Annotated in this window: 11 protein-coding genes and 1 pseudogene; 1 reads left to right on the top strand and 11 read right to left on the bottom strand. The window is 43.7% G+C overall.

The features are described from left to right. Nucleotides 1-124: 124 nt before the first annotated feature. The 11 genes from purD to rsmD all read right to left on the bottom strand — a co-directional run bounded on the left by purD (nucleotide 125) and on the right by rsmD (nucleotide 12,048). Nucleotides 125-1,408 carry a phosphoribosylamine--glycine ligase gene (gene purD / locus N480_RS21580; protein WP_063374503.1) on the bottom strand — a complete coding sequence of 428 codons (1,284 nt, stop codon included), beginning with the start codon at nucleotides 1,406-1,408 and terminating at the stop codon, nucleotides 125-127. A 14-nt stretch (nucleotides 1,409-1,422) separates the two neighbouring features. Further along, nucleotides 1,423-2,253 (bottom strand): class I SAM-dependent methyltransferase, encoded by an 831-nt coding sequence (locus N480_RS21585; protein ID WP_063374504.1) that lies wholly within the window; start codon nucleotides 2,251-2,253, stop codon nucleotides 1,423-1,425. A 100-nt stretch (nucleotides 2,254-2,353) separates the two neighbouring features. Further along, nucleotides 2,354-3,940 carry a bifunctional phosphoribosylaminoimidazolecarboxamide formyltransferase/IMP cyclohydrolase gene (purH, locus tag N480_RS21590; RefSeq protein WP_063374505.1) on the bottom strand — a complete coding sequence of 529 codons (1,587 nt, stop codon included), beginning with the start codon at nucleotides 3,938-3,940 and terminating at the stop codon, nucleotides 2,354-2,356. A gap of 262 nt (nucleotides 3,941-4,202) precedes the next feature. Continuing rightward, nucleotides 4,203-4,493 (bottom strand): DNA-binding transcriptional regulator Fis, encoded by a 291-nt coding sequence (gene fis / locus N480_RS21595; protein ID WP_010374122.1) that lies wholly within the window; start codon nucleotides 4,491-4,493, stop codon nucleotides 4,203-4,205. 15 nt (nucleotides 4,494-4,508) lie between these two features. Next, on the bottom strand, nucleotides 4,509-5,480 hold the full coding sequence (gene dusB, locus N480_RS21600) for a tRNA dihydrouridine synthase DusB (RefSeq protein WP_081231954.1): 972 nt from the start codon (nucleotides 5,478-5,480) through the stop codon (nucleotides 4,509-4,511). A 279-nt stretch (nucleotides 5,481-5,759) separates the two neighbouring features. Next, nucleotides 5,760-6,635 (bottom strand): 50S ribosomal protein L11 methyltransferase, encoded by an 876-nt coding sequence (gene prmA / locus N480_RS21605; RefSeq protein ID WP_063374506.1) that lies wholly within the window; start codon nucleotides 6,633-6,635, stop codon nucleotides 5,760-5,762. A gap of 190 nt (nucleotides 6,636-6,825) precedes the next feature. Continuing rightward, nucleotides 6,826-8,667: an RNA polymerase sigma factor RpoD gene (gene rpoD / locus N480_RS21610; protein WP_063374507.1), complete on the bottom strand. Its 1,842-nt coding sequence runs from the start codon at nucleotides 8,665-8,667 to the stop codon at nucleotides 6,826-6,828. Between the two features lie 103 nt (nucleotides 8,668-8,770). Next, on the bottom strand, nucleotides 8,771-10,528 hold the full coding sequence (gene dnaG, locus N480_RS21615; RefSeq protein WP_063374508.1) for a DNA primase: 1,758 nt from the start codon (nucleotides 10,526-10,528) through the stop codon (nucleotides 8,771-8,773). A 75-nt stretch (nucleotides 10,529-10,603) separates the two neighbouring features. After that, a complete protein-coding gene (locus N480_RS21620) occupies nucleotides 10,604-11,050 on the bottom strand; it encodes a GatB/YqeY domain-containing protein (RefSeq protein ID WP_063374509.1) in 447 nt (148 codons plus the stop codon). 21 nt (nucleotides 11,051-11,071) lie between these two features. Then, nucleotides 11,072-11,287, bottom strand: a complete 216-nt coding sequence (gene rpsU / locus N480_RS21625) for a 30S ribosomal protein S21 (RefSeq protein WP_010362466.1) — start codon at nucleotides 11,285-11,287, stop codon at nucleotides 11,072-11,074. 179 nt (nucleotides 11,288-11,466) lie between these two features. Beyond that, nucleotides 11,467-12,048, bottom strand: a complete 582-nt coding sequence (gene rsmD / locus N480_RS21630; protein WP_063374510.1) for a 16S rRNA (guanine(966)-N(2))-methyltransferase RsmD — start codon at nucleotides 12,046-12,048, stop codon at nucleotides 11,467-11,469. A gap of 276 nt (nucleotides 12,049-12,324) precedes the next feature. Between rsmD and N480_RS21635 the strand changes: the two are divergent. Then, nucleotides 12,325-13,336: pseudogene (locus N480_RS21635) on the top strand (signal recognition particle-docking protein FtsY); the annotation flags it as partial.

Raw genomic sequence — 13,336 nt, forward strand, 5'->3', positions numbered from 1 at the left:
AAGCAAAAAACATATATATTTCAATTGTTTGAAATTGATATTAGTTTTTATTTTTATTCAATACTTATTGCTTGGCAATAAAAAAGCGGCTGATGTGCAGCCGCTTTTTTACCATGCTCAGAGGCTATTGCTCTCTAGCAATCGCACGGTAGGCAATATCTGTACGATATTCAACGCCATCCCAATGAATGTCTTTGACCAATGCATAAGCGCGTTTTTGAGCCTCAGTCACCGAATGGCCAAGTGCTGTTGCACATAAAACACGTCCACCCGCAGTTACAACGTCGTTACCCTGTTGCTTAGTTCCCGCATGGAATACTTTTTCGCCTTCAGAGTATTCTACTTGAAGACCTGAAATTGCATCACCTTTTGGATAGCTTGCTGGGTAGCCTTTAGCTGCTAGCACAACGCCTACTGCTGCTCTTGGATCAAACTGAATGTCTGTTTGGTCAAGCTCTTGTCTGTTTGCAGCTTCAATTAATGAAACTAGATCTGACTGCAAACGAAGCATAATAGGCTGCGTTTCAGGATCACCAAAACGACAGTTATATTCAATAACTTTTGGTGTACCATCTGCTGTGATCATTAAGCCGGCATATAGGAAACCTGTATAAGGGTGGCCTTCAGCAGCCATACCTTCAACAGTCGGATTAATCACCTCATCCATAATGCGATTATGGATTTCCGTTGTAACTACAGGGGCAGGTGAATATGCACCCATACCACCAGTATTAGGGCCTTGATCGCCATTGTATGCACGTTTGTGGTCTTGGCTGGTGGCGAATGGTAGTACATTTTTACCATCTACCATCACGATGAAAGACGCTTCTTCACCTTCAAGAAACTCTTCAATTACTACACGGCTGCCGGCATCACCAAATGCATTACCAGCAAGCATGTCACGTATTGCTTCTTCGGCCTCAGCCTCTGTCATCGCAACGATTACACCTTTACCTGCTGCTAAACCATCTGCTTTAACAACAATTGGTGCACCTTGTTCTTTAACATATGCAATAGCAGGGTCTATCTCAGTAAATGTTTGATAGCTTGCTGTTGGAATGTTATGTCTAGCTAAAAAGTCTTTCGTGAAAGATTTAGAGCCTTCTAACTGCGCAGCTGCTTGAGTTGGGCCGAATATCGCTAAACCTTCTGAACGGAAACGATCAACAACGCCAATAACGAGTGGTGCTTCAGGTCCTACAATCGTGAGTTCAACCTTTTGCTCTTTTGCAAATGCCACCAACGCGTCTAAATCTTCAACGCCAATAGCCACATTCTCAAGCTTAGGTTCAAGTGCTGTGCCTGCGTTACCAGGTGCAACAAATACAGTTTTTACAGATGGGTTTTGAGCGGCTTTGAACGCGAGTGCGTGTTCGCGGCCACCGCTGCCAATGACAAGTACATTCATGGCAAAGTTTCCTATTAAATCTTTTTAAACTTTAAAGTCATACGGTCGCTTTCCCCAATTGCCTTGTATTGCGCTGACTTTTCGTCTCCAAGCGCAAGTCTAGGCGGTAGCGTCCAAACACCACGTGGGTGGTTTGCGCTATCTAGTGGGTTAGCATTGATTTCGCTGCTTGCTACCAATTCAAAGCCCGCTTTTTTCGCCATTTCGATGACATAGCTTTGCTTCATATAACCTGAGCGTTTTTGATCTTCAGTATTGCGGTGCTCTGGTAAACGGTGCTCAACTACACCCAAGATACCACCAGGTTTTAGGGCTTTATGAAATGCTTTAAACGAATTTAAAACACCTTCGTCACCTGGACGCATATACCAGTTGTGTACGTTACGGAACGTTAAAACCATGTCCGCAGAGCCAGCAGGTGCTACGTCGTGGTGAGAGGCCGCTGAGAATTCAGTGACTTTCACTTCGCTAAAGCGCGGGTCGGTAGAAACTTTATCTTTAAAGGATGCAAGCGAATTTCTAAAATACTCGCGTTCAGAGCTTGCAGGGAAGTGCGCGGCATATAGCGTACCTTGACCTTTAATAGCTGGCGCCAGTATTTCAGTATACCAACCACCGCCTGGAGAAATTTCTACCACTGTCATATTCGGCTTAAGACCAAAAAACTCCAATGTTTGGACTGGATTGCGGTATTTATCACGTGCTCGGTTGTTCTCTGCTCTTTCACTACTTTGCGCTGCTTTGGCAATGTTTGCTGCTGAGTTATCAGAGCCCCCAGTACTGCTACAACCAGCGATGGCAGTTACTATACCCGCGGTAATTAAAGCTTTAATACCTAATTTCATTATTCAGTTCCTTCAAGTTATTGTGATTGTCTTTTGGCCAGAATACTTGAATTTGGTGCAAACAAAAAGCGCGAAACGTTAAACGTCTCGCGCTTTTCGATTAATGGCGGAAATGGCGCATTCCAGTGAATACCATTGCCATGCCTGCTTCATCAGCCGCCGCAATGACTTCTTCATCACGCATTGAGCCACCAGGCTGGATTACCGCAGTAATACCGGCTTCTGCTGCCGCATCAATACCGTCTCGGAAAGGGAAGAACGCATCTGACGCCATGACAGAACCTTTTACTTCAAGGTTTTCGTCAGCAGCTTTGATACCGGCAATTTTTGCAGAGTATACGCGGCTCATTTGACCAGCACCTACACCGATGGTCATGCCGTCACGTGCGTATACAATCGCGTTTGATTTTACAAATTTAGCGACTTTCCAGCAGAACAATAGGTCTTTCAACTCTTGCTCAGTTGGTTGGCGCTTCGACACGACAGTTAAATCATCGAGTGTCACCATGCCTTGATCGCGGTCTTGGATAAGTACGCCACCATTAACGCGTTTGATGTCAACGCCAGTAGATTTTACATCCCACTGACCACACTCAAGAAGGCGAACATTTTTCTTCTCAGAAACGATTTCAGCTGCTTCGGCTGAAATACTTGGAGCAATGATCACTTCAACAAACTGGCGCTCAACAATCGCCTTAGCTGTAGCCGCATCCAGCTCTCGGTTAAAAGCAATGATACCACCGAAAGCAGATGTAGGATCTGTTTTGAATGCTCTGTCATAGGCGCTTAAGATATCTTTATCTTCTGCAACACCACATGGGTTTGCGTGCTTAACAATAACGCATGCAGGAGCTGTAAAACTCTTAACACATTCAAGTGCAGCGTCGGTATCTGCTATATTGTTGAATGAAAGGGCTTTACCTTGAAGTTGCTTAGCGGTTGCAACCGATGCTTCTTCAATATCGTTTTCAACATAGAAAGCTGCGTCTTGGTGTGAATTCTCACCATAGCGCATGTCTTGCTTCTTAGTGAACTGCATATTGATAGTGCGTGGAAACTTAGTCTCTTCGGCCGCTTCTTCAGTGTAATCAGCAACAAGCTTACCAAAGTAGTTTGCGATCATGCCGTCATATTGTGCGGTATGCTCGTATGCCGCGATAGCTAGGTCAAAACGTGTTTTATACGTTGTCGATCCCTCGTTATCTTTTATTTCAGCAAGTACGCGGTCATAGTCACTCGCATTAACCACAATCGTTACATCTTTGTGATTTTTTGCTGCAGCGCGAACCATTGTCGGGCCGCCGATGTCGATATTTTCGATTGCATCTTCAAGGCTACAGTCAGCTTTTGCAACAGTTTGTGCAAAGGGGTATAAGTTAACTACAACCATATCAATAGCAGAGATGTTATTGTCTGCCATAACGTTTTCATCTTGGCCACGACGCCCCAAGATACCACCGTGTACTTTCGGGTGGAGGGTTTTCACGCGACCATCCATGATCTCTGGGTGGCCTGTGTAGTCAGATACTTCCGTTACCTGAATGCCGTTTTCGGCTAGGAGTTTGCAAGTACCGCCTGTAGAAAGTAGTTCAACGCCTGACTCTGCAAGTGCACGAGCGAACTCAACGATACCGGTTTTATCTGACACGCTTAAAAGTGCGCGACGAATAGGACGATGTATATCCATGATGGTTTTGATTTCCTCAATGATTAGTTAAGGGCTAGCTTAGAAAGGCTGTATTTTAGCTCAACTAGGATGAGAAAACGATGGAAATCATGTTAACGAGGTTGAGAAAAACTGAACTTTATCGTTAAGTGTGTCTATGAATGAAATTTGTAACTAAAAAAGGGAGACGTGTGTTATTAAGAAATTTGACGTTGGGGGAGTGTGATGACGTGGAGTTCGAAAGCGCCTGTGATAGGCACTTTCGAGAAATAAAAACTACGGATTAGTTCATGCCGTATTTTTTAAGTTTCTTACGAAGTGTACCACGGTTGATACCTAGTAAGATCGCAGCGCGAGTTTGGTTGCCACGAGTGTAAGTCATAACTTCTTCAAGAAGTGGTGCTTCTAGTTCTGATAAAACTAGCTCGTAAACATCTTGTACGTCTTGACCATTTAACTGCTTTAAATAGTGGTGGACAGCTTTTTTAACTGCATCGCGTAATGGTTGCGGTTTCTCTTGTGACTGAACATGAGCGTTAGTGATAAAAGGAGAAGTCACATTTTGTTCGAACATCTTTATGTCTCTTTCTTAGTTAGCTGCTAGTGTTTCAAAATAGTTTTCTAATGCCTCGATTTGCTCTTGTGGCTGTTCAAGGGCATTGAATACTCGCCTAAATTGACCTTCTTGGTCATGGGACTGCAAATACCAAGACACATGTTTGCGTGCGATGCGCGCACCCATTGGTTCACCGTAAAACTGATGAAGGTTTAGCAAATGCTCCATCAAAATACTACGCACCTCAGAAACTTCTGGGGTAGGTAGATGTTTTCCAGTTCGCAAATAATAGTCTATCTCTCGGAAAATCCAAGGACGACCTTGAGCGGCTCGACCAATCATGATGGCATCTGCGCCCGTATAATCCAAAACCTGCTTGGCTTTTTCTGGGGACGTTATGTCACCATTAGCTACCACAGGTATAGAAACCGACTGCTTTATCGCTTTGATAGTGTCGTATTCTGCTTCACCTTTATACATGCAAGCGCGCGTTCTACCGTGCACTGCCAGTGATGCAATACGATTGCGTTCGGCTATTTTCGCAATTTCAACCCCGTTACGGTTATCCGGATCCCATCCTGTACGGATCTTCAAGGTGACAGGTACTTCAACCGCGCCAACCACGGCTTGTACTATTTCCTCGACCAAATCCGGATACTGCAAGAGTGCAGAACCTGCGAGTTTCTTGTTCACTTTCTTGGCTGGGCAACCCATATTGATATCTATGATTTGCGCGCCATTTCGGACATTAAATTGAGCCGCTTGTGCCATGAGTTCAGGATCAGCTCCTGCAATCTGCACTGAACGTATACCTGACTCACCAGAGTGATCCATACGGTTCATTGATTTATCAGTTTTCCATACCTTAGGATTTGAAGACAACATCTCCGACACTGCCAGTCCAGCACCTAGACGTCGGCATAATTGTCTAAATGGACGGTCAGTGATCCCCGCCATTGGCGCGACGATTACATTGTTCTCAAGTTGATATGGGCCTATACGCACTGCTACTCAATCTGCCTCTTTTCAAGGGGCGCTAAGTTTACGGTTTTTTTTGCAAAAATCAAAGGCTATAAATTGAACATAAGTGCTTTTTTTTTGAACTTTTTGGGTTGACTTTTGGTAACAATATGAAGGCGGGAAAAAATTGCTTTAAAAATAAACAAAATTATTTTATGTGACAGTTTTAATTTATTTCATGAGCTGTAAAAAAAGCGTAAAGCCTGTTAATTGGAGGCTTTACGCGTAATAGATTACTAACCCAAATTTGGAGCGTTACAGTTGTTATTGTTTTGTAATTCCACTTACACGGGTCCATTCACCCTCTTGCTTTATTGCGTCTAAATCAACATAAGGAGCGTAAACATTTGCAACGGATTGAGCTTGCTCTTCAAGTATTCCAGACATGGCAATTGCCCCCTTTGGTTTTAAGAAGCCAAGAATGATTTCGTGTAGCTCTCTTAGTGGTTGAGCGAGAATATTTGCAACTACGATGTCGGCTTTGAAGTCAGGTTGATTTTCAGGTAAATACACTTCTAGTTTGTCTGCAACACCATTGCGCTGTGCATTGTCTCTACTCGCGACAAGCGCCTGAGGGTCAATGTCGATCCCAATAACGCGCTCTGCACCCAGCTTAATGGCAGCGATACCTAAGATGCCTGAGCCGCAGCCAAAGTCCACAACTGTTTTACCACTTAGATCCTGAGCTTCGAGCCACTTTAAACAAAGTGATGTAGTCGCGTGTGTACCAGTACCAAATGCAAGGCCTGGGTCAAGTAACACATTGACCGCATTCGGATCTGGAATGTCACGCCAACTTGGACAAATCCACAAACGTTCACCAAACTTAATCGGGTGGAAATTATCCATCCACTCGCGTTCCCAGTCTTTGTCTTCTAATTGCTCAATTTTATAATTAGGCATGGCAGGCAGATTCTCTGTCAGATAATCAACGACAGACTGCATATCATGTGTTGCTTCAAAAAGGCCGATGACAGTCGTTTCAGGCCATAGGATGACTTCGCCAGGCTTAGGCTCATAGACAGGGTTATTCTGGCTATCGATAAAAGTCACAGAAGGGCAACCAATATCCATCAGTAAATCACTTATCTGATCTGCCGTTTCTTTGTTTGCATCAATTCGGATTTGGATCCAAGCCATAATGTTGTTCCTAGTAAATATTCATTGCTATGCGGGTTTAGAATGTATTTGGTAATGTTTTAGTGTGAGTATCACAATTTACAACAGCTAGATAGACCGTTTTTGCTTAGTCTGTATACCAGATATACATTCGTTATTGTTCAAAATAAAAAGGCCGCATAACGCGGCCTTCTTTCAGTAATTTTTACTCTTAGCCTTTTACATCTAAGAAGCTTTTCAGTAGATCTGAACGAGAAGGGTGCCTCAGTTTACGAAGTGCTTTTGCTTCGATCTGACGAATACGCTCACGTGTTACGTCAAACTGTTTACCAACTTCTTCTAACGTGTGGTCAGTGTTCATATCAATACCAAAGCGCATGCGTAGTACTTTTGCTTCCCTCGCAGTAAGACCTGCAAGTACCTCATTAGTAGCACCACGTAAACTTTCCATCGTTGCTGAATCAATCGGAGATTCAATCGTGGTATCTTCGATGAAGTCACCAAGATGTGAATCTTCATCATCACCAATTGGAGTTTCCATTGAGATTGGCTCTTTGGCAATCTTCAACACCTTACGGATCTTGTCTTCCGGCATCATCATGCGTTCAGCCAGCTCTTCAGGGCTTGGTTCACGACCCATTTCCTGCAACATCTGACGAGAAATACGATTTAGTTTATTGATCGTTTCAATCATATGCACAGGGATACGGATCGTTCTCGCTTGGTCTGCGATTGAACGAGTAATTGCCTGCCTGATCCACCAAGTTGCATAAGTTGAGAACTTATAACCGCGACGGTATTCAAACTTATCAACCGCTTTCATCAAGCCGATATTACCCTCTTGGATTAAATCTAAGAACTGTAGACCACGGTTGGTGTACTTTTTCGCGATTGAGATAACGAGTCGTAAGTTTGCTTCAACCATTTCTTTCTTGGCGCGACGAGCTTTCGCTTCACCAATACTCATACGGCGATTGATGTCTTTGATTCGTTCAACACTCAGGCCAGTACTTTCTTCAATGGCTTTAAGTTTGTTGATACAGCGATCGATTTCAGGCCTTACTTGACGTAATTTTTCAGAATGCTTTTCACCAGAAGCGATTTCAGCATCAATCCAAGCAACATCTGTTTCGTTATTCGCAAAGTGCTTAACGAATGTTTTCTTAGGTAGTTTTGCAATCTGAACAGCTTGTTTCATGATAATACGTTCTTGAACACGTACTTTATCCATCATTTCACGCATGTTATTTACCATGCGGTCAAACTGTTTAGGTACTAGCTTAAACTTTCTAAATAGCTCACCAATTTCTTTAATCGCTGCTTGCGAATCTGGGTGACTACGACCTTTTTCTTCAAAGCATTGACGCGCGCTTGTATATAAAGCACGTAGTTCCTCGAAGTGCTCACGAGCAATCTCTGGATCTGGACCATTATCGGCTTCGTCAGAGTCATCGTCGTCTTCAGACTCATCGTCTTCGTCGTCTAAGTCTTCTTCACTTAGTTCTGAACCGATATGCGTTGCAGAAATTGTCGCTTCATCGTCTTCTAATGAATCAAAGAAGCCTGTGACGATGTCGCTAAGGCGCATCTCTTCCGCTTCGTATTTGTCCCACTGTTCAAGCAAGTAAGTAATTGCTTCAGGGTATTCAGCTACAGAAATCTGTACTTGGTTAATCCCTTCTTCAATTCTTTTTGCTATTAGAATTTCGCCTTCCCGAGTCAGAAGCTCAACGGTACCCATTTCACGCATATACATGCGAACAGGATCTGTTGTTCTGCCGATTTCTTTTTCTACCGTTGCTAGCGCAGCTGCTGCTGCTTCTGCCGCATCCTCGTCGGTGGTGGTTTCTTGCATCATCAACTCATCGGCATCAGGGGCTGCTTCAGAAACCTGAATACCCATATCATTGATCATGCTAATGATATCTTCTACTTGATCCGAATCTATGATGTCTTGTGGAAGGTGATCGTTAACTTCTGCAAAAGTTAAGTAACCTTGCTCTTTACCTTTCTGAATCAGAAGTTTGAGTTGTGACTGAGGAGATTGATCCATAGAGATTTTTGCTTCCACTCTGATAAAGTTTATACAACGGGCGCCAGCTAAAAACAGCGTTATTTTGGTTGACGCAGTGAATAGAACATTATAACACCAAAATTTAATTTTGGCCAGTTCTACGAGTGCTTAAAGCTTGGGTTAATAACGCACATTCCAGTCGTTCATCGCCACTTAAGCCCTCTGTTTTGTCCTTAATAAGTAAGGTCTCTAAACGCAGATTTAAACACTGATCTTCAATAAATTTAAAAGTGTGCTTAAACTCGTCTTCTAGTGCTTCTTCTTGGATATTATGTTGCCAAGTAGCTAGCTTTTTGAGTGCTTCGTAGTCTTGAGTATCACGAAACGACTCTAGTATATGTGCGGTCGTGTAGTGCTGGTTTTCTAGGCAACTATGTTGCAACCTTAGAAACAGCGCCATTCCTGGCAATTGCATATGTGCTAATTCAGGTAAGTAATCTACACTTTGTGCTAATTTAGGGTGTTGCAATAATAGACCTATAGCTCGTCTCATTGGTGTCACCTTAAACTTACGTTCTATCGCATGTTGTTTTTTCGGTGTCGCCAATTTTGCACTGAGTTGCTCTCGTGTTCTGCCAATTAATCGTGCCAGTGTGGTTAACAATGACTCCTGATAAAATTCGCTGGGAATTTTATTAATGAGCGGTATAGCTTCAGCCATAAGTTTGGCTTTGCCTGCATCTGTTGTCAGATCACAGTGTTCTGATAGACGACTGAACAGTACTTTACTGTAGTCATCGGCGCTTGTTAACCTTTGTTCAAACTGCTCTTTACCCTCTTTTTGAACCAGCGAATCTGGATCTTCTCCGTCGGGTAAAAAGACAAAACCTAAAGATTTTCCATCTTTTAAGTTCGGTAGTGCATGTTCAAGTGCTCGCCAAGCAGCATCTCTTCCAGCTCTGTCCCCATCATAGCAGCAAATTACTTTATCAGTATTACGAAAAAGCGTTTGCATATGCTCTATAGTGGTGGCGGTACCGAGTGCTGCGACCGCATAGTCGATGCCATATTCTGACAGTGCAACCACATCCATATAGCCCTCGACAATGAGCACTTGCTCAAGGGATTTATGTGCTTGTTTGGCTTCATAAAAGCCATATAGTTCAAAACTTTTATGAAAGATTCTTGTTTCAGGCGAGTTTAAGTATTTAGGCCCCTGATCTTGGCCCATAACTCGGCCACCAAAAGCGATAACTCGGCCTCGTTTATCTCGGATAGGAAACATCAGCCGGTCGCGGAAGAAGTCAAACTGTCGACCAGGTGTTTTTTCGCTGGCAAGTTTTAGTTCAACCAGCTGCTGACGGTGGGCCGGTGTTTTCGCGAGCCTTGATAATAAGGCATCCCATTCTGATGGCGCGTATCCGATCATAAATTTATGAACCGTTTGCTCTGATAGCCCTCGGCCTTTAACGTAGCTTAAAACTGAAGTAGCATTATTATGGTTTGCTAGCTGGTGCTGATAGAAATTAGCTGTTTGCTGCATTAAATCATAATCAGATTTTTTTTCTTCAAAGCTACGCTGTGGTCCTCCTAAGCCCTGCTCTCTGGGGATATCCAAATTATACAGACCAGCAAGTTCTTCAATGGCATCAACAAACTCCAGTTTGTCATATTCCATTAGAAACGAGATGGCATTCCCGTTTGCGCCACAGCCAAAGCAATGATAAAACTGCTTGTCCCGAGAGACAGTGAAAGAAGGGGTCTTTTCGTTGTGGAAAGGACAACAGGCTTGATAATCTTTACCTGCTTTTTTTAAGCCAATACGACCATCGATCAACTCAACGATATCCGTTCTAGCTAATAGATCATCGATAAACTGTCGTGGAATTTTGCCAGCCATAATTTTCCTAACGCTTATACGAAGAAACCGAGCGCATGGCTCGGTTTACTAATTTCATACATTTGTATGTGGGTATTATGCGCTTAATCTTTGCTTTATTAAACCAGAGATTTTGCCCATATCGGCACGACCTTCAGCTTTCGCTTTAATCACACCCATTACTTTACCCATGTCTTGCATACCAGCCGCGCCTGTGTCCGCAATGGTTGCATCGATCATTGCTAGCACCTCTTCCTCGCTAAGAGGTTGAGGTAAGAATGATTCAAGCACTTTTATTTCACCAGCTTCAACGTCTGCTAAGTCTTCTCTTCCTGCATCAGTATACTGAGTGAAAGAGTCTTTGCGCTGTTTAACCAGTTTTACCAACACGGAGGTGATACCAGCATCGTCTAGCGTTGTCTGGTTATCAATTTCGCGTTGCTTGACTTCAGCTAGAGCTGCTCTGATAGCCGTAAGACGAGGTTTGTCTTTGGCTTTCATTGCTTCCTTTTGGGCGTCTTTTAGCGTCGCTAATAAGCTCATATGTACAAGACCAAATGTTAATTAGTATAGTTTAACGCGACGTGCGTTTTCACGAGAAAGCTTTTTCATGTGGCGCTTAACAGCAGCTGCTTTCTTACGCTTACGTTCTGCAGTTGGCTTTTCATAGTGCTCGCGACGACGAACTTCAGAAAGGATACCTGCTTTTTCACATGAACGCTTGAAACGACGAAGTGCTACGTCAAACGGTTCGTTTTCTCTTACTTTAATTACTGGCATTAAAAATTCACCTACCTAAATTATGAGCTTGGCTCAAATTGACCGAAAAATGGTCAATTGGTTCAAAAATGGTGCGGTATTGTAAGCCGAAGCGAGACCGCGTGTAAAGATCAAATTATAGCGGATCTAAATTATTGTGTCATGCCCCAAAGCTGCGCAAATAAAATGGTGCTTAGCTTTTAAGACCTGATAAATAACATACAGGTGACTTGGCCTGCTTGTTTTTCTTTTAAAAGCTGCCAATTATCAGGAAGTTCCGGTGCAGATTCTTTTTCGAATTCGACGTAAATAAGTGTATTTTCATGCAGCCATTGATGCTGCTCTAGTAAATCACAACATGGTGAAAGTAGGTCTTTTCTGAATGGGGGATCCAGAAAAACGACATCAAAAGTTTGGTTATTTTGATTGTTCTTTAGAAATTCAAGTGCACTTGCATTAAAAACCACAGCGTTATCTAAGCCAAGCGTCAAAGCATTCTCTTTAATTTGTGCTGCTGCCCCTTTATCTAGCTCGATAAAAGTTGCATCCTGAGCGAATCGTGACAAGCACTCAAAACCCAAATTACCAGAACCCGCAAAACAATCTAAGACTGACGCATCTCGGATATCAGCCATTAGCCAATTAAAGAGTGTTTCTTTTACCCTATCTGTTGTAGGTCTCAGGCCCTCAACATCTTTAACGGGGAGCTTACGGCCCTTAAACTTACCACTGATTATTCTGATATGACCATTACTTTGGGTCTGAGGCTTCTTTTTTCTCATATAACTTCACTATCGAGTTGCATGTGTACGATTATAAATTTTTCATCTACTTGGAACATGATACACTAGGCGCACATTATGGCGTTAGCTCGGTGATTATAACAATGATTACTGAGTCTTAAATTTTAATATTAATGTCTTTGCACAATTTCTAAAGCTCAAGCTGTTATGCTGATGAGAACGTACTCTATTAATGTTTGGCTTTAATGCGGTGAATCATACGAATAGTTATGAGCACTGAATCGCAATACAAAACTTTCATGGTATTAGTTGGTTATGGGAAAAAAGAATAAATTTCTGTCGTGGTTAGGGTTTGGCAAGTCTGATAAGGCGCAGACGGAACATGAGGAAGCGGAACGTTTAGCTCAAGAACAAGCGGAACGCGAAGAAGCGGAGCGTCTAGCCAAAGAACAGGCGGAACGCGAAGAAGCAGCGCGTTTAGCGAAAGAGCAGGCGGAGCGTGAAGAAGCAGCGCGTTTAGCAAAAGAACAGGCAGAACGTGAAGAAGCAGCGCGTTTAGCAAAAGAACAGGCGGAGCGTGAAGAAGCAGCGCGTTTAGCGAAAGAACAGGCGGAGCGTGAAGAAGCTGAGCAATTAGCCAAAGAACAGGCGGAACGTGAAGAAGCGGAGCGTCTAGCCAAAGAACAAGCGGAGCGTGAAGAAGCAGCGCGCTTAGCGAAAGAACAGGCGGAACGCGAAGAAGCAGCGCGTTTAGCGAAAGAACAGGCAGAGCATGAAGAAGCAGCGCGCTTAGCGAAAGAGCAGGCAGAGCGTGAAGAAGCTGAGCAATTAGCGAAAGAGCAGGCGGAGCGTGAAGAAGCAGCGCGCTTAGCGAAAGAGCAGGCAGAGCGTGAAGAAGCAGCGCGTTTAACGAAGGAACAGGCAGAGCGTGAAGAAGCAGCGCGCTTAGCGAAAGAACAGGCAGAACGTGAAGAAGCAGAGCGTTTAGCGAAAGAGCAGGCAGAACGTGAAGAAGCAGCGCGCTTAGCGAAAGAACAGGCAGAGCGTGAAGAAGCGCGTTTAGCGAAAGAACAGGCAGAACGTGAAGAAGGAGAGCGCTTAGCGAAAGAGAAGGCAGAGCGTGAAGAAGCAGAGCGCTTAGCGAAAGAACAGGCACAACGTGAAGAAGCAGAACGTCTAGCCAAAGAACAGGCAGAACGTGAAGAAGCTGCGCGTTTAGCGAAAGAGCAGGCAGAGCGTGAAGAAGCTGCGCGTTTAGCGAAAGAGCAGGCAGAGCGTGAAGAAGCAGCGCGTTTAGCGAAAGAGCAGGCAGAGCGTGAAGAAGCAG

It is taken from the genome of Pseudoalteromonas luteoviolacea S2607 (genome assembly GCF_001625575.1).
GTDB classification, from domain to species: Bacteria; Pseudomonadota; Gammaproteobacteria; order Enterobacterales; family Alteromonadaceae; genus Pseudoalteromonas; species Pseudoalteromonas luteoviolacea_E.

Coding starts and splice junctions, on each gene's coding strand:
- purD (WP_063374503.1), bottom strand. CDS start 1,408: ATGAATGTACTTGTCATTGGCAGCGGTGGCCGCGAACACGCACTCGCG.
- N480_RS21585 (WP_063374504.1), bottom strand. CDS start 2,253: ATGAAATTAGGTATTAAAGCTTTAATTACCGCGGGTATAGTAACTGCC.
- purH (WP_063374505.1), bottom strand. CDS start 3,940: ATGGATATACATCGTCCTATTCGTCGCGCACTTTTAAGCGTGTCAGAT.
- fis (WP_010374122.1), bottom strand. CDS start 4,493: ATGTTCGAACAAAATGTGACTTCTCCTTTTATCACTAACGCTCATGTT.
- prmA (WP_063374506.1), bottom strand. CDS start 6,635: ATGGCTTGGATCCAAATCCGAATTGATGCAAACAAAGAAACGGCAGAT.
- rpoD (WP_063374507.1), bottom strand. CDS start 8,667: ATGGATCAATCTCCTCAGTCACAACTCAAACTTCTGATTCAGAAAGGT.
- dnaG (WP_063374508.1), bottom strand. CDS start 10,528: ATGGCTGGCAAAATTCCACGACAGTTTATCGATGATCTATTAGCTAGA.
- N480_RS21620 (WP_063374509.1), bottom strand. CDS start 11,050: ATGAGCTTATTAGCGACGCTAAAAGACGCCCAAAAGGAAGCAATGAAA.
- rpsU (WP_010362466.1), bottom strand. CDS start 11,287: ATGCCAGTAATTAAAGTAAGAGAAAACGAACCGTTTGACGTAGCACTT.
- rsmD (WP_063374510.1), bottom strand. CDS start 12,048: ATGAGAAAAAAGAAGCCTCAGACCCAAAGTAATGGTCATATCAGAATA.